General features: G+C 36.1%; 18 protein-coding genes and 2 pseudogenes. 7 read left to right on the forward strand and 13 right to left on the reverse strand.

All coding sequences use genetic code 11. The features are described from left to right. The first annotated feature begins 15 nt into the window (after window positions 1-15). Window positions 16-621 carry an adenylyl-sulfate kinase gene (cysC, locus tag M3196_RS01540; RefSeq protein WP_251320495.1) on the forward strand — a complete coding sequence of 202 codons (606 nt, stop codon included), beginning with the start codon at window positions 16-18 and terminating at the stop codon, window positions 619-621. 231 nt (window positions 622-852) lie between these two features. On the opposite strand, the gene M3196_RS01545 is transcribed toward cysC, so the two are convergent. Further along, window positions 853-1,338, reverse strand: coding sequence for a DUF1697 domain-containing protein (locus M3196_RS01545; RefSeq protein ID WP_251320496.1), 486 nt, complete (start codon window positions 1,336-1,338; stop codon window positions 853-855). A gap of 110 nt (window positions 1,339-1,448) precedes the next feature. Next, window positions 1,449-1,982, reverse strand: a complete 534-nt coding sequence (gene msrA / locus M3196_RS01550) for a peptide-methionine (S)-S-oxide reductase MsrA (protein ID WP_251320497.1) — start codon at window positions 1,980-1,982, stop codon at window positions 1,449-1,451. A 146-nt stretch (window positions 1,983-2,128) separates the two neighbouring features. Here msrA and M3196_RS01555 point away from each other — a divergent pair, with 146 nt between their 5' ends. The 3 genes from M3196_RS01555 to istB all read left to right on the forward strand — a co-directional run bounded on the left by M3196_RS01555 (window position 2,129) and on the right by istB (window position 6,418). Then, window positions 2,129-3,961 carry a terpene cyclase/mutase family protein gene (locus M3196_RS01555; RefSeq protein ID WP_251320498.1) on the forward strand — a complete coding sequence of 611 codons (1,833 nt, stop codon included), beginning with the start codon at window positions 2,129-2,131 and terminating at the stop codon, window positions 3,959-3,961. A gap of 502 nt (window positions 3,962-4,463) precedes the next feature. Continuing rightward, on the forward strand, window positions 4,464-5,666 hold the full coding sequence (gene istA, locus M3196_RS01560; RefSeq protein ID WP_251320499.1) for an IS21 family transposase: 1,203 nt from the start codon (window positions 4,464-4,466) through the stop codon (window positions 5,664-5,666). Then, entirely contained in the window at window positions 5,663-6,418 is a 756-nt protein-coding gene (istB, locus tag M3196_RS01565; RefSeq protein WP_251320500.1) for an IS21-like element helper ATPase IstB, read from the forward strand. Before istA ends, istB begins: the two co-directional genes overlap by 4 nt. Window positions 6,419-6,580: 162 nt before the next feature. On the opposite strand, the gene M3196_RS01570 is transcribed toward istB, so the two are convergent. From M3196_RS01570 to M3196_RS22070, 5 genes and pseudogenes are all read right to left on the reverse strand, one after another. After that, window positions 6,581-6,985 carry a DUF1259 domain-containing protein gene (locus tag M3196_RS01570; protein ID WP_251320501.1) on the reverse strand — a complete coding sequence of 135 codons (405 nt, stop codon included), beginning with the start codon at window positions 6,983-6,985 and terminating at the stop codon, window positions 6,581-6,583. A gap of 456 nt (window positions 6,986-7,441) precedes the next feature. Next, window positions 7,442-7,684, reverse strand: a complete 243-nt coding sequence (locus M3196_RS01575; RefSeq protein WP_251320502.1) for a DUF6429 family protein — start codon at window positions 7,682-7,684, stop codon at window positions 7,442-7,444. Between the two features lie 420 nt (window positions 7,685-8,104). Continuing rightward, the gene (locus tag M3196_RS01580) at window positions 8,105-8,578 is read right to left on the reverse strand and encodes an SRPBCC family protein (protein ID WP_251320503.1); all 474 of its coding nucleotides are present in this window, start codon (window positions 8,576-8,578) and stop codon (window positions 8,105-8,107) included. A 93-nt stretch (window positions 8,579-8,671) separates the two neighbouring features. Then, on the reverse strand, window positions 8,672-9,349 hold the full coding sequence (locus M3196_RS01585) for a cyclase family protein (protein WP_338082934.1): 678 nt from the start codon (window positions 9,347-9,349) through the stop codon (window positions 8,672-8,674). Then, window positions 9,347-9,559 (reverse strand): annotated as a pseudogene (locus M3196_RS22070) (cyclase); the annotation flags it as partial. The gene M3196_RS01585 and the pseudogene M3196_RS22070, both read right to left, overlap by 3 nt. A 392-nt stretch (window positions 9,560-9,951) precedes the next feature. On the opposite strand from M3196_RS22070, the gene M3196_RS01590 reads away from it, so the two are divergent. Then, window positions 9,952-10,563: an NAD(P)-binding protein gene (locus M3196_RS01590; RefSeq protein ID WP_251320505.1), complete on the forward strand. Its 612-nt coding sequence runs from the start codon at window positions 9,952-9,954 to the stop codon at window positions 10,561-10,563. A gap of 360 nt (window positions 10,564-10,923) precedes the next feature. On the opposite strand, the pseudogene M3196_RS01595 reads toward M3196_RS01590, so the two are convergent. Beyond that, window positions 10,924-11,093 (reverse strand): annotated as a pseudogene (locus M3196_RS01595) (PEP-utilizing enzyme); the annotation flags it as partial. A gap of 91 nt (window positions 11,094-11,184) precedes the next feature. Then, window positions 11,185-12,072 (reverse strand): DMT family transporter, encoded by an 888-nt coding sequence (locus M3196_RS01600; RefSeq protein WP_251320506.1) that lies wholly within the window; start codon window positions 12,070-12,072, stop codon window positions 11,185-11,187. Window positions 12,073-12,218: 146 nt separating this feature from the next. Here M3196_RS01600 and M3196_RS01605 point away from each other — a divergent pair, with 146 nt between their 5' ends. Next, a complete protein-coding gene (locus M3196_RS01605) occupies window positions 12,219-12,905 on the forward strand; it encodes an ArsR/SmtB family transcription factor (protein ID WP_251320507.1) in 687 nt (228 codons plus the stop codon). A gap of 191 nt (window positions 12,906-13,096) precedes the next feature. Here the strand turns inward: M3196_RS01605 and M3196_RS01610 are convergent, their stop codons facing one another. The 4 genes from M3196_RS01610 to M3196_RS01625 all read right to left on the reverse strand — a co-directional run bounded on the left by M3196_RS01610 (window position 13,097) and on the right by M3196_RS01625 (window position 14,631). Beyond that, on the reverse strand, window positions 13,097-13,576 hold the full coding sequence (locus M3196_RS01610) for an NUDIX domain-containing protein (protein ID WP_251320508.1): 480 nt from the start codon (window positions 13,574-13,576) through the stop codon (window positions 13,097-13,099). Between the two features lie 95 nt (window positions 13,577-13,671). Continuing rightward, complete coding sequence (locus tag M3196_RS01615; RefSeq protein WP_251320509.1) at window positions 13,672-14,037, reverse strand: hypothetical protein; 366 nt, start codon at window positions 14,035-14,037, stop codon at window positions 13,672-13,674. Window positions 14,038-14,173: 136 nt separating this feature from the next. After that, window positions 14,174-14,476: a hypothetical protein gene (locus M3196_RS01620; RefSeq protein WP_251320510.1), complete on the reverse strand. Its 303-nt coding sequence runs from the start codon at window positions 14,474-14,476 to the stop codon at window positions 14,174-14,176. A gap of 14 nt (window positions 14,477-14,490) precedes the next feature. Continuing rightward, window positions 14,491-14,631: a hypothetical protein gene (locus M3196_RS01625; RefSeq protein ID WP_251320511.1), complete on the reverse strand. Its 141-nt coding sequence runs from the start codon at window positions 14,629-14,631 to the stop codon at window positions 14,491-14,493. A gap of 351 nt (window positions 14,632-14,982) precedes the next feature. Between M3196_RS01625 and M3196_RS01630 the strand changes: the two genes are divergently transcribed. Further along, entirely contained in the window at window positions 14,983-15,225 is a 243-nt protein-coding gene (locus tag M3196_RS01630) for a hypothetical protein (RefSeq protein WP_251320512.1), read from the forward strand. Window positions 15,226-15,379 lie beyond the last annotated feature (154 nt).

Below are 15,379 nucleotides of genomic sequence, written 5' to 3' on the forward strand. Positions count from 1 at the left end.
AAGGAGATAAAAATAGTGGGACCTCATATAAACATTATTTGGCATCGTACTGCTGTGACGAAAGATGAAAGAAGAAAGTTAAACCGTCATAAAAGTGCAGTACTTTGGTTCACTGGTCTTTCTGGTGCAGGTAAATCTACGATAGCAAACGCTGTTGAAAAAAGCCTTTATGAGAAAGGTTTGAGGACTTATTTATTGGATGGAGACAATATTCGCCATGGTATCAATCAAGATCTTGGCTTTAGTCCGGGAGATCGAAAAGAAAATATTCGGAGAATCGGAGAAATCTCAAAACTCTTTGTAGACGCAGGCATGATTGTAATTACAGCTTTTATCTCCCCTTTTCGTCAAGATCGAAAAATTGCTAGAAGTCTTCTCGAAGGAGAAGAATTTATTGAAGTATATATAAAATGTTCCCTTGATGAGTGCGAAAAGCGCGATCCAAAAGGACTTTATAAAAAAGCGAAAGCTGGGGAAATTCCTGGTTTCACAGGTATATCATCTCCATATGAAGAACCCGATAAGCCGGAAATAATCATCGAATCCGATAAACAGTCAATAAAAGAATCCGTTGACCAGATAGTAAATTACTTGGTGGAAAAAGGTTATATTCCAGATTAAATCCCCATCTCCCCTGATGTTATCAATTAAGCTGACATGTCCGATTTGAATCTTAACAAAAACAGAGATCAAAAAGAATTTAACCCGTGTTCGTAAACAATTTAATTAACATTCTAGGGTAAAAGAAAACCCCTAACACCAGGGTGTCAGGGGTTTGTAAGTTTTAATACATGCTCATATACTGTTCGCTTAATCATTTTTATTTCTTTTCTTATTGAACTTAACTTTAACTTAATTAAAAAAGGTGCCTCCCATGACAGCTAACTTAGAATGCCGAATGCTTTGTCTTAAATATAAAAAAAGATCTTTATCATTTAGATAAAACACGTTTACACCACCATCATAATTCTCCAACTGTTGAACCTTTTCTGATGGAGGAGCTTCAGATAAAAATGACACATGCAGGCTTTCTCCTTCTTTAAAACCATTTGGATCATATGGACAATTATTGATGATTTGTTGAAAGTCGTCTAAGGTCCTCAATACTACAGTTACAATAAATCCAAATACAACTTCAATCTCTTTCTCAATTTGTCTTCCGATTTCTTCAGCATTCTTGTTGGATTGAAATATGATGCTTCCACTCTGTATGTACGTAGTTACACTTTCGTATCCCAAACTCTCACACATTTGCCTCAGTTCATCCATCTTAATCTTATTGTGGCCGCCAATGTTAATCTCTCTTAACAAAGCTATATAAGTTTTAATTGTTGTCACCTCTTTAGGTTTTTATTGTAAGTTTACGGTATCATCTTTTTGCATTAAAAAAGAGACTTAAAAACAAGTCTCTATTTATGAGTTAACATAATATAATTATCGTAAATAAATTATCTATCTTTCCAGTTTTCGTTTATAAACTTGTCTCTACCCGAAGTCACACGTTCTTCTTTATAAGCTTTCGGATTCTTTTTATAGAAATCCTGGTGATACTCTTCCGCCATATAAAAATCACTTGCTGGCAAGATCTCTGTTACGATCGGTTTGTTAAAACGGCCACTCTCTTCTACCTTCTGACGTGATTTTTCAGCTAATTCCTTTTGTTCCTCAGTATGATAAAAGATGGCTGTGCGGTACTGGCTCCCTCTGTCGATAAACTGTCCCTCATCATCTGTCGGATCAATTTGCGGCCAATATAAATCTAATAACTTTTGATACGGGAAAACATCAGGATCATACGTAATCTGAACCGCTTCACGGTGTCCTGTTTCACCCGTTTTGATTTGTTCGTAAGTTGGATTCTCTACATGTCCACCTGTGTAACCAGATACGATGCCGTGAATGCCAGGCAGCTCATCAAATGGTTTAACCATACACCAAAAACAACCGCCAGCAAATGTTGCAACTTCTTTCTTGCTCAACATACATTCCTCCAATGACAAAAACTTTACTGTTACAGAGATTTTAACGTTATTTTATTAAAAATAACAGCGATTCACCTTCCCTGTTCATAGGATAACCATTTATCTTCATACACTGTAATCACTATGGATAAAGTGCGGTGATCGATATGGACATGCGGAAACTTGGAAACGAAATCAATAGACGGTGCAATGAACTGCTCTCCCTGCAAAAACCGGATGGAACATGGCGTTTTTGCTTTGAAAACTCACTGATTACGGATGCGTATATGCTCATACTATTAAGGACCATAGAATATAGAAACGAAAAGCTGATTAAGCAATTTACGGAACGCATCCTTTCACAACAATCAGAAGACGGACTGTGGCGTGTTTATCCTGACGAGGAACCTGCTAACCTTTCAGCAACGATACAAGCGTATACTGCTCTTCTCTATTCCCAATATTTTAAACCAAATGATGAAAGGCTTAAATCAGCGAAACCATTTATTATAAAAAATGGCGGATTAAAAGAAGCGGATCTTATTAATAAGGTCTTTCTTGCGATGAACGGATTGTACGAGTGGCCTGATGTTCCAATAGATCCCGCTATCCTTTTTTCACTGCCACTAACTGCACCCATAAACCAATATGATATCAGCAGCTATGCAAGAGCACATTTTGCCCCTGTATTATTAATGTTAAATGACAAGAGAAAGCTAACTTCAAAATACACGCCAGATATCAGTTACTTTCACATCGATGGAGAAGATGGTTCACAGTTAGATGACTGGGTGAACCTATTTTCCATCTTAAACATTAGGGATTCCTATCTTCATACAAAGAAAGAAAATATATTATCTTATATCAAAAAACACACTGAACCCGACGGTACGCTGTTAAGCTACAGCTTGACGACCATCTATATGATCTATGGTCTTCTTACATCAGGGTATGATCGTCATTCAACCGTTATCCAAAATGCGTTAAATGGCTTGATAAAAATGTTTTGTGATGTCGATGGAACACTGCATCTGCAGAATTCCCCTTCCACCACTTGGGACACATCCCTTATTTTATATACGTTGCTTGAAGCAGGAGTACCAATCAATAATCCCTCTATTGTAAAAGGAGCACAGTTTCTATTAACACAGCAACATACAAGATACGGAGATTGGTCTGTTCATAATCCACATGTTGCACCTGGCGGCTGGGGATTCTCAGCAGGCAACACCATCCACCCAGATATTGATGATACACAAGCAGCCCTTCGAACAATGGCACATCTCTATCACTCTCATTCTCTCTATCAATCAAGTTATGAACGCGGACTTTCCTGGCTTCTATCCATGCAGAACGATGATGGCGGATGGGCTGCTTTTGAGAAAAACACGAATCGTTACTTGATTGGCAGTCTCCCCATAAAACATGCGAAAGATGCCTTGATTGATCCATCAACTCCTGACTTAACAGGAAGAACGTTAGAGTTCCTAGGTAAGTTTCACGGGCTGAAGCAGGATCATCCTTCTGTAAAAAAAGGAGTGAACTGGCTATGGGCGAATCAGGAGCAAGATGGTTCTTGGTATGGCCGCTGGGGTGTATGTTATTTGTATGGAACATGGGCAGCAGTTACAGGATTGATGGCATGTGGGGTTAATCCTCAGAACAAAAGAATCCAAAAAGCAAAACAGTGGTTATTAAGTGTGCAAAATGAAGATGGCGGTTGGGGAGAATCATGTGAGAGTGACAAAAAGAGAAGATTTATAGGGTTGAAGGAAACTACTCCTTCTCAAACAGCGTGGGCATTAAATACACTGAACACTATTTCTGATCAGCCAACACCTAAAATGGAACGAGCAGCTGAATGGCTGATGAACGATAAAAAAACCAACTACCCAACCGGAGCCGGTCTGCCTGGATCGTTTTATATTCGTTATCATAGTTATGATTATATTTGGCCGTTGTTGGGGCTAATTCAGTATTACAAGAAATTAGTATTATAAAATGGGTGACTTTTATCCTGTCAATCTTATAACTCAAATCAATCTTGTTAAACGAAGTTAGATAAGTCCATTAGTGTAAATAGTTCTCTTGTATTATCATGTCCCTAGGATGAACTTGAGTTCTAAACATATACCACGTGTTTTTTAAGCAAAAATATGTGCTAGAACCCTTTAAAATCAATATTTTTAAAATTTATGTTTGTATTAAAATATATCAATGTTGATACTTTCTTGGGTAAAATGTGGGTGGTTTGGTGGGTGGAATTGTAACTGAAATTACAGATCATACTTATTCAACCATCGCACCCGTTTGTGGAATAACTCATCATAAGATTCCACCCTTTAATTTAAAAATAGTAATAGCTTGATTTTCTTTTTATGTAAAGATACCTAAAAATAAAATAAGTATCTCTATGTTAAAGCCGATGTTAAAATCACCAATATAGCCGAATAAAAATCCCCATCTAAAATAGAACCATAGGTTTGAGAGGAGCTATGGTTCATGATTACCAGAGGGGATTTTTTTATGATCAAAGATATGTTTAAAAGAGGAATGTCTATTTCATCAATTGCTAGAGAACTAGAGCTTGATCGTGGAACAGTGAGGAAGTACGTAAACGCCTCTGCAGCTCCTTCGAAGCAAAAACGCAAAAAGTCAAAAAGCAAACTAGATCCTTATAAAGAGTATCTTCATCAAAGAATGTTGGAGGATGGTGTTTATAATGGTGAACGTTTATTAGACGAAATTAGACAGTTAGGATATACCGGCGGAAAGACTATTTTGAAGGACTACATAAAACCCTTTAGAGATAAGGAGAGAAAAAAGTATTCGGTACGTTATGAAACGTTACCAGGTGAACAAATGCAAGTGGACTGGAAAGAGATTGGGGAAATCATTCTCGGTGGTGAACGAATTAAGCTGTCCATGTTTGTCGCAACACTAGGCTATTCCAGAATGAAATATGCGGAGTTTACAATATCACAAGATCAAGAGCATGTCCTACAGTGTTTGATGAATAGCTTTAAATATTTCGGCGGTGTTCCTCAGAAAGTGCTGTTTGATAATATGCGCACAGTAACAGATGGACGAGACCAAGGACTTGTGAAATGGAATGCTAGGTTTGCCGAGTTCGCAGCTTACTACGATTTTATTCCAAAAGCTTGTAGGCCCTATCGGGCTAAAACGAAAGGAAAGGTGGAACGAGCCATTCAGTATATAACGAACAATTTTTATGTCGGAACCACTTTTGATTCAATCGAAGATTTAAATTGTCAGGTAGAACGTTGGTTAGACCGGATTGGCAATCGTAAAAAGAATGATACAACCGCGATTTCACCACAAGAGCGTTGGTCTGAAGAAAAGCTGGGTTCTCTTCAAAAGCTTGATTATGATACAAGTTATCGTGTTTATCGGAAAACACATTTTGATAGTACATTGTCTTATAAAGGTCATAAATGGCTGCTTCCAAAAGAATTTGCAGTAAAAGAAATTCTAGTGAAAGAATCGCTATCAGGAGTGATGCGTTTTTATTATCAAGGAGAAGAAATTACGGCCATACAAACATCTGCATCTGTTATTTCTTTAGCAGACCAAATAAAAAAGAAACAGAGTGCCGTGGTTGCCGCCCCGCATTCTGTTCCCACAATACCGGTTAACACTCGTTCTCTTTCCGTTTATGACGACCTCGTGAGAGGTGAATCATGAACGAAAACATGAATGAGTATTGCCGAAAGCTTAACTTGTCTGTCATCGCTGAACAATGGTCAGCGATTGCCGATCAAGCAGCTAAAAATAATGTACCATATTCTTCGTTTCTCTTCAGCCTTTTAGAGGCAGAAGTCATTGAAAGACATCAAAGAACAACTAAAACACTTATTAAGCTTTCGAAACTTCCGTTCCGAAAAACACTAGATGAATTTGATTTTACGGTTCAGCCCTCTATTGATGAACGGCGAGTAAAGGAATTAATGACTTTGTCTTTCTTAAAGAACCATGAGAATCCTATCTTCTTAGGCCCACCCGGAATTGGAAAAACACATCTAGCCGTTTCAATCGGGCTACATGCGATTTCTCATGGATACAAAACATATTTTATTTCAGCTCATGATCTTGTATCTCAATTGAGGAAAGCAGACCTTGATCAAAAGCTAGAAAAGAAGCTTCGGTCTTTTGTAAAACCAAGCCTGCTAATTATTGACGAGATGGGTTATATGAAACTTGATAATCAAAGTGCTCATTACTTGTTTCAAGTGATTGCACGGCGTTACGAAAGAGGATCAATAATTCTTACATCCAACAAATCATTTGGTGAATGGGGGGATATCATCGGGGACCCAGTTATTGCGACTGCCATGTTAGATCGACTCTTACATCACTCACGCATATTTAACTTAAACGGAGAAAGTTACCGGATGAAAGAAAAGAAGTTACAGAAAGAAAAACAGAAGGGTTCGTAAGAACTCCTTCTGGGGATTTTTAAACCGGACATTTTGGTGAAGTTATAACCGGCCTTGACACTCTATACTTTTTAAAAAGTTAGTTACGATTTATAACGATTCATATCGAATCATTTAACGCGCATAAAAAATATCAGGAGAATATTCTCCTGATATAAAAGCCTAGATACATAATGCCTTTTTAAATGACGCTCTTACTTTCCTAGCAAAATCTAATGGCGGTTCCACTGATTCAAAATGCATATACATTGCTCGTGGTTCTTCAAATAACCAGTGATTATGAACTGATGTAACTATAATATCCCTTTTTCGGAGTTCAGTTAACAATGGATTAACTTCTTCTTCCAAAAGAACAGTTTCTCCTAAATTTAATGCATTACCACGTCTATCTAAACCTTCAAATGTAAAGAATTGTGGGTTAACTAGCGGTGATTGCGTTTCACGTCCAAGAATACAAAAATCGATATTACGGAATCTTTGTACCAAGCATACCCCTTCTGGAGTAATAGATCCTTCTCCTTTTAATATTCTTGCAAATTCTTGACATAACTTTCGTTTTGAACCCATAAATAAGCCCTTTCAATAAATAAATTCCTATAAGACTATTCAATTAGTATCAAATGTTTTGTCATTAAAGTGCATCATAATATTTAAATGATAATGTGTGAAAACCCTCGAAGTTTAAAAAAATTTCTTCCAATAATTTAATAATAGGGTACAAATTCATTATCGTGACTTTATCTTTCTTCTTTCACACTCTAATTGATATCAACTTATTAAAACTCGTCCCAATTTTTTGTAATAATTTTATTATAAATGGGATTTAACAACCTAAATGGATATAGTCTGCAGGTAATGAAAAAAATCCATAAATCTTTTTCAATACCATCTTATTCACTTAAAAGCATTTTGTTACAGGAGAAAATTCCTTAAAAAAACATTTCTCCAACTTGAAGAAATGCACCCGATTGTAGAATAACTCATTACAAGAATGCTGCCATTTATGGGGTCATGATAGTTTTTTCATTTATTTTCTACTATATTATATTTCTTCATCAGTTCTTGAGCTTGTTTAATACCATCCTCAGTTAAATGAACAGATTTTGAGCGTTTGCTTCCATCAATGTACTTATTCTTATTTAATTCATTCAAAGATTCAAAAGGATATCCTTTCCAACTCCTCTTTCCTTCTCCTAAACTATAATCATCTGTAAACGATGTTAAATACAATAATAGTAGTGTAAGTTCGTCAATTTGATCTTTCATATTAAAAGCTCCCTTACTTTTTACCACTTATTATAGATGAAGCAATCAAGGTTATATAGGAATATATAAAAAGGGTAATTCCTTAATATTATTAAGAAGACTGTGGTGTTTTCATAAACCACCCGCTTGTGGAATAACTCATTATTGGAATGCTGCCATTTTTTCTGGAATAATTAAAGTACGATAACTTATACTGCAATTGCTCCCTTTAGTTCAAGAACAAACATCAAGACTCTTTCATTTCTGTAAATGTAATAGTAACTAAGTAACCTGCTGCTTTAATAACAGCTTGCGATCTTTAACTCTAGCACCCGATTGTTAAAATGTTTTTCCAGCAGTTCAAATAATCCAACTATAAAAAGCCATCCCCGAGTTTATGATGACGTGAAACAGTATAACCGGATAAATACTTTTGGTTTTTTAAGACATACTTGCCAGATGCTCCTCAAGACGATCCATGGTCTGTTCGGCACCTGGGACGGCATATGTTTTCACCTTATCGAATACAGCGGCATTTTCTTCAAAAACTGTGCTATAAGTGAGTTTAGTCTTACCATCCAGATTTTCAAAGACTGCTGTCGCCAAAAAATAGGGAAACACAGCATGTTTGATGACGATTCGCTCGGGTTTAACGACCTCGATAAAGACGTTGGTGTTGGGATAATCAACGCCATCAGGACCGTGCATGATAAACTGCCATGTACCGCCCGGTTTCATATCAAACTTTTGAAAAGTCGTCGTAAAACCTCGAGGTCCCCACCACTTCGACAGGTGCTCCTCTTTCGTCCAAGCATCAAACACAAGATCGCGTGGAGCATCAAATACACGTGTGATTACAATCTCGCGTTCACCTACTTGGGTTGCGATTTTGTTTATTGCGTTGTTTTGGTTCATGTCGATCCCTCCAAAATGAATTTGACTTTCACTTGTTGGTAAGTTTCTTATCACACAATCCTGCTACTTTAGTTCAATTACTATAAGAATAATTTATAGGATCTTGGCCATTGCCCTCACCGTAAACGTACCTACTCCTTTAAACTTCGGCGGGAGGGCTGTGAAGGTAAAGCCTTCATCTGGAAGCAGGCGAAGGCTGCATAAATGCTCAACGATCGGTATTTCTTTACCAAGAAGCAGCGAATGAACGGGTCTTGCTTTCCCCTTTGTATCGTCTATGTTCATAGAGTCGATGCCTACTAGTTTTACACCGCAATCGATGAGATATTGTGCGGCAGCTTCCGTCAGATAAGGGTGATTTTCAAAATACGACTCACTGTTCCAATGCTCATCCCAGCCTGTATTCACAAGAACAGCTCTGCCTCTGATTTCTTTATCTTTGAAAAACTCAGCATCAACCGCAAGCGTCTTTCTATGGTTAACACGGATTACAATTCCGTCTAGATCCACAAAGTTTGATAGATTCATTTGTGACAGATCCTTGCCATCGCTGTATCGATGATAAGGACAATCCAAATAAGTACCGGTGTTGGTAACCATTTCAATTTTGCCGATCTGAAACTCAGTACCTTCTTGATATCGTTTCCTTGATTCTTCTCTGCTTAAATAATCGCAAATAATGGGAGCAGGCAACCCTTTATAAGTGACGAGGCAATTTTCGATCGTATGGCTTAAATCTAAATAGGTCTCTTTCTCCGACTGTTTATGGATGGGACTGCGTTTATGTTTTTCTGTAATAATCTGTTTGTTCAGTATTCTAACCTTGCCGACCATCAGCAATCTCATATCTTGGACGATATAGTCAGCGAGCTCTTGGTAAGATATTTGGTCTCCCTCGATATCCAATCGGAATTCCTGTCCTTGAATTCCTCCACCATTGGTAAATTCAATTTCAAAGTCAAACTGAACTCTTTTCTCCATATTGCAATCCTCCTTTTCCGTTTATTATATTCCATTCTTGCAAAATAGATGGAAAAATGCCCGTTGAAAAATAGGCCTTATTCAAAAAGAAGGGCTGTCTGGGATGTTCGTAGAATAATAGAAGACCCTTATTAATTATCGATTATCAATATTAAAAATTTCAGACCCTATTGAGTCCACAATAGCCACGCTGCAAATGGTAAACACTTTAAAGAATTCGCATTTTTTGCATTTTTTCTAAAAATTTTTTTGTGTTATCATCATCTTCATAGTAAATAATTCTCAAGTACTTGGTCTCAAACATTGAAGACAATAAATCTAAACTATACAATATTCGTATGTTTCATTTCTTTCGCTAAAGAAACTGACCCAATGACTGAGGTGTTCAAAATATGGTTTCGATTCCTCTTATGATAGATCTAACAGGAAAGAAAGTGGTTATTGTGGGCGGCGGTAAAGTTGCCCAACGGCGAATAGCTTCTCTTCTGGAAGCAAGTGTGTTCATTGTTGTGGTTAGTCCTGAGGTAACAACTGCGATTGAAGAACTATATAAACAAAAACGAATTCAATGGAAACAAAAGAAGTGCTCCCCTGAAGATCTTAACGATGCTTTTTTGATCATCGTTGCAACCAATAACCAAGAAGTAAACCAAACAGTCGTCCACTCTGCCCCTAAACAGGCATTAGTTAATGCAGCGGCTGATGCTGAACTTGGAAATGTCCAATTTCCTATCCAACTAAGACGTGGAAAATTATCGATCGCCATATCAACAAATGGGGCAAGTCCTATCCTTGCTAAGAAAATAAAAAAACACTTAGAACACTATTTTGATGACAGTTATGAAAATTACCTGGATTTTCTATTTGAGGCAAGAACACTTATTAAGCAATCAACTCTATCGGACCAAGAAAAGCGTCTTTTATTAAAAAATATAACTGCCGATGATTATCTTAATAAAGATCATCAACTACATATGTTAACCTGGATAAAACAACAAAACTAGCTGCTATTCCCATTTTAGAAACAACAGCTAGCCTTATTAATTAGATTGATCAGCTATTAAGATACTATTTTTCCACTTCGCGAGATGGCGTAATCCACGCTGAGTTTGCAGTTGTTCTTTTGCAAGTGCAATACCGTCCTCTACCTTTGAAACAACATCGAATAAATAATACCGAATCCCTGTATTGAATACTACTTGGTTATAATAATAGTGGTATGTTTTGGATCGATCCCCGCTTAATAGAGCAGTTATAATATTGCACTGTTCTGTGACTGACAGTTTTTTTGTCTTGTCAAATTCCTCATATCAATAAAAAAACGCCCCAATGGGACGCTTTTTATACTGTAAGGTATTCAGCAATTACAATATTTCGATATACCCTTCTGTTCCATGCACGCGAATTCGTTGCCCGTCTCTTATCAGTTTGGTAGCATTTCCCTCCCGACAACTGCTGGTAAGCCATTTTCACGTGCAATAACCGCTCCGTGGGTCATCAGTCCGCCAACTTCGGTGACAAGACCTTTTATGGATGTGGAATAACTCATTACAACCGACTTGGCTCGTGTTAGAGAGTTCTATGGAAATGCAGGATGAAATTTAACCTAAAAACAACAAGACAACTTAAAAAGTAATATTATCTTTTACAGATCTTTTTCTATAGAAATTTCCGTTAACTAAAAGAATACCCCCAACGATAAACAACCCACCAAGTATTATGTACGACTCTAAGCGCTCCTCGAGTATGAGCCAACCCGAAACAACACCAAAAAACGGAGCTAAAAATAAATAAGCACTTGTCCTGCCTGGGTCACCTTTTTGTAAGAGATAGTACCAAACAGCAAACTGGACTATAGAGGACATAATAACCAGCCATAATAGAATGAACAAAAAATTAAAAGTGAAAATTAAAGCTGGATTTTCAAAAAGAAAACTGCAACCAAAAAGGACTAAGCCCCCAAATAGCATTTGATAAGCGGTTAAGACCCATGTGTCAAATTGTTGTCCCCACGTTTTTGCAAGTATTGTCCCGACAGCCCAAGATATTGCTGAGACAAATCCAAATAATGTACCTATTCTTAATTCCAGATGACCACCCATTGTAATAAATACACCTACAAAACCTAAAATAACACCCAACCACTGAATATTATTATATTTTATTTTTAAAAATACCGTACCTAAAACTACTACCAATAGAGGATTCAAAAAAGTGAGAATAGAAGATTCACCTGCCGTGATGGTTCTTAAACTCATGAAAATACAGCCCATAACCCCTGTTGTTTGAAAAAAACCAATAATAAATATCCTGATCCACGAAATAGTTGTTTTAGGATGAGCTCTCTTTAGTATCCTTACAATTAATGCCATTATCACCCCAGCTAGTGAGAATCGATATGCTGCCAATAAAAGAGGCGATGAATAGACTAATCCCATTTTCCCTATAGCAAACGAAGATCCCATTAACGCCGTTGTTACTATTACTAATAATCCAAAAATATATTTATTCATGTGATCCACCTGCATTTTGACTAATTTCCATAATTCCTTTTCTCCTTTTATTCGAGGATTAATAATTCCTTTATGTGTTCATTGTATATCCCAGATATTTAAAGTATCATCGAAATATGGAATACAAATAAAGAGGTGAATTATTTATGAATGGAAATCCTAATATCGCAGAAATAGCTTCTCTATTAGCCGATCCATCCAGAGCAGAAATATTAATCAGCCTTTTAGATGGCAGATTTCATACAGCTAGTGAATTGGCTCTCCTAGCAAAAATCAAACCTCAAACTGCCAGTTTTCATTTGACCAAACTAAGTAAAAGCAAAGTGATTAAGATGGAAAAACATGGACGTTTTCATTATTATCATTTGGCGAATCAAGAGGTCGCACAATTATTAGAGTCTTTCCTCACCATCTCACGGCCGATTGAAATAAGATCATTTAAACAAAATGTACAAACAACAGCATTATGTAAAGCTAGAACTTGTTATGATCATTTAGCTGGAAAATTAGGAGTAGGTTTAACAGAATCTATGGTCAAAAATGGATACTTGATAAAAACTGAGGAACAGTTTGAAGTGACAGAAAGTGGAAAACTATTTTTTTCTGATTTAGGATTAAACTTGTCTTTATTAAGAAAGAAACGACGCTCATTTTCACGAGTTTGCTTAGATTGGAGTGAAAGACAGCACCACTTAGCAGGTACACTCGGGAGTGCACTGGCTAGTCATTTTTTTGATAATCAATGGATCACTCATATTCCTTCTACTCGGGCTGTTAAAATTACTAGTAAAGGAAAAGCTAGTTTAAAAAGGTATTTTGACTATCAATTATAAATTAAAAAAAGCACTTTCCATTACAGATAAGCACCCGATTGTTGAATAGAACTCACAATTATTAAAATTACATATTGTTCATATTTTTACGTTGCATATAAGTTTTAAGTTTCCCTTGGAATTCTGCACTCGTTTGTGGAATAACTTAAATACAATTATGCCGCTCACTAGTTTATGAATATTTTTTCATTTTAAGTAATGCCTACCAGTAATTTATGTTCTTCTAGTAATTCAATATTTCTTTTTTTTAATGTATAATCCTTTATTTGCTTACCAATATTGGCGTAAAGCTGCACATTTTCTAACTCGGATATCGGGAACCACTTAACACCAGTTTGGTTAGGATCTGGTTTAAGAGGTAGCTTAGGAATAGAACCCCTTTTCAGGGTGCAATCAAACATCATAACCAAGGTGTGAGTATTTCCGAACTTTTCCGAGTTAAGATGGGGTGCATACTCATATACAAAGGCTAATGGACCTACCTCTATATCTATACTTGCTTCTTCTTTTGCTTCTCTTATTACTGCTTCAACTATTGATTCATTTGGTTCAATTCCGCCTGCAGGTAAATCATAAACTACTCCTCTTTTTGGGTCGTTATATTCAGTTAATAAAATTTTATTGTTATCAATAATTACCGCACCAGCTCGTACCCTAATATGGTAAGACATTTCATTCAGTCCCCTTCTCAACCTATCTATCTTTACTTTAATAATAAATGCACTTCTCCTTCTTGAAGAAATGCACCCGATTGCAGAATAAAAAATCACTTAGGATCTTGAGTTTTTAGAAACTCTATTAACTCGTTTTCGTTGTAGGTTTTGAATACAATATCGTTAGTACCGAATAGAACAAATGCAGGGGAATTTTCTAACTCAAGAAATTTATAATCATTATTAGTATCATCTAATGAGCTTCTGCCGTGAATTGTTTTGACATTATTGATTTTATTTTTTTCTTTCCATTCATGACCAAGATCATATCTACCTGCTTCATTGACCACCAGAAGTGAATAATAATTCTTATCACTCGAGAACAGAGGATGAGATGGTGTCTGTTCAAATTCCTCTGAAATGTTACATCCGATCAAAAATAATCCTAAAATACAAAATAAAATTATCAGCTTTTTCATACCGCCCACCCTTTAGTTAAACAAACTTCTCTAAAGCTTCTTCCAAAATCGCACCCGATTGTTGAAGTTCTCCCTTTTTATTCTATATTAATACTCTATTGAATTAGCAGTTTTAAGAACGTCATTAATCGTATATTCATTCTGAATTTTTGGCGATTTTATTAGCATAATCGAGTAATAAATCCCACCTTTTTTCCACCGAATTAACATATTCGGCATCACGCTCTATCAAGGCCTTAGTGCCGTCCTTTAACTTAACGGTTTTCATTTCTTTATCATCAGTTGACCAAGTAGTATTTTTATTATGATAACTGGTGATGTGAAGATTAACTCCTACTCCATCTCCATAAATAAATTCAGTATGAATAATATCTCTCTTTGGGTTACCTGGCATATCACCAGCATAAGTTAAAACAACGTTTTTTGGTTCAAAGGGCAATACAGTAGGAGCCGCTAATTTTTTTGAATACTTTTAGGAAATTTTTCTGCCACTTCTTTTATTTCTGGGTGATTTTCTTTTAATTGATCTACTGCATCATTCCCATTACAGGCAGTTAATAAAAAGATAAAAAGGATTGCAAGGATTTTTTTCATTAACCATAACCCTTCATTTTTACTATATTTTACCATATAATTATTAGTTTTGACCTTTATTTACAGCATTTCTTCTTATTGAAGAAATGCACCAGATTATGAAATGACTATTACAGGGATGCTGCCATATTCTAGAGAAAAAAATGAACAATGGCAGTTGATCTTAAAGTAATGAACCCATTAGCTCAAAAGGCGGCAGAAAATGGCAGAATAAAGCAGGGCATTTTGTTTATAAGTTGCTAATATGATATAAAGCAAACCATTTAAAACGGCAGCTGAATTGGTTGCTATTTTTGTTTACAGGAAATTGTTCCTGTTGCCTAAATTAGTAAGGCGGAAGGAGGTGGAACTTTGGCACATAGAGTATATCCAGTAGAGAGCCATTACTTAATTGAAATAGATACGTGCGAAGATGATAAAGTTACAAAAAGTTGGATCTGGGATGTTTATATTGCTTCAGATGGTAAGAAAAACTATCGAGGTAGGGCTAAGGAAAGTACAGGGGATTATGAAATATCTTGGACTGTCCTTAGAGATCATGACCTATTACAAGAAATGATTCGGCATTGTCAAATGGTAATGTTTGAAATATAAAAGATACAGCATCATATATGCTTCACATTGTGACTTAAATAAATTATTCATTAAAAAAAAGCGATGCTGAGTGTCCTACTGCTAAACTACGCTTTCTATAAAATTATTTGGTTTTTAGTTATTGCTACACTTTATTCAAGACTTATTTAAAGGT

This window comes from Fictibacillus nanhaiensis, from assembly GCF_023715445.1.
Taxonomy (GTDB): domain Bacteria; phylum Bacillota; class Bacilli; order Bacillales; family Fictibacillaceae; genus Fictibacillus; species Fictibacillus nanhaiensis_D.

Excerpts from the sequence above, each read along its gene's own strand:
- M3196_RS01580 (WP_251320503.1), bottom strand. The coding sequence starts at position 8,578 with ATGAACCAAAACAACGCAATAAACAAAATCGCAACCCAAGTAGGTGAA.
- istA (WP_251320499.1), top strand. The coding sequence starts at position 4,464 with ATGATTACCAGAGGGGATTTTTTTATGATCAAAGATATGTTTAAAAGA.
- M3196_RS01555 (WP_251320498.1), top strand. The coding sequence starts at position 2,129 with ATGGACATGCGGAAACTTGGAAACGAAATCAATAGACGGTGCAATGAA.
- M3196_RS01575 (WP_251320502.1), bottom strand. The coding sequence starts at position 7,684 with ATGAAAGATCAAATTGACGAACTTACACTACTATTATTGTATTTAACA.
- M3196_RS01590 (WP_251320505.1), top strand. The coding sequence starts at position 9,952 with ATGGTTTCGATTCCTCTTATGATAGATCTAACAGGAAAGAAAGTGGTT.
- M3196_RS01610 (WP_251320508.1), bottom strand. The coding sequence starts at position 13,576 with ATGTCTTACCATATTAGGGTACGAGCTGGTGCGGTAATTATTGATAAC.
- M3196_RS01625 (WP_251320511.1), bottom strand. The coding sequence starts at position 14,631 with ATGAAAAAAATCCTTGCAATCCTTTTTATCTTTTTATTAACTGCCTGT.
- msrA (WP_251320497.1), bottom strand. The coding sequence starts at position 1,982 with ATGTTGAGCAAGAAAGAAGTTGCAACATTTGCTGGCGGTTGTTTTTGG.
- M3196_RS01570 (WP_251320501.1), bottom strand. The coding sequence starts at position 6,985 with ATGGGTTCAAAACGAAAGTTATGTCAAGAATTTGCAAGAATATTAAAA.
- M3196_RS01615 (WP_251320509.1), bottom strand. The coding sequence starts at position 14,037 with ATGAAAAAGCTGATAATTTTATTTTGTATTTTAGGATTATTTTTGATC.
- M3196_RS01600 (WP_251320506.1), bottom strand. The coding sequence starts at position 12,072 with ATGAATAAATATATTTTTGGATTATTAGTAATAGTAACAACGGCGTTA.
- M3196_RS01605 (WP_251320507.1), top strand. The coding sequence starts at position 12,219 with ATGAATGGAAATCCTAATATCGCAGAAATAGCTTCTCTATTAGCCGAT.
- istB (WP_251320500.1), top strand. The coding sequence starts at position 5,663 with ATGAACGAAAACATGAATGAGTATTGCCGAAAGCTTAACTTGTCTGTC.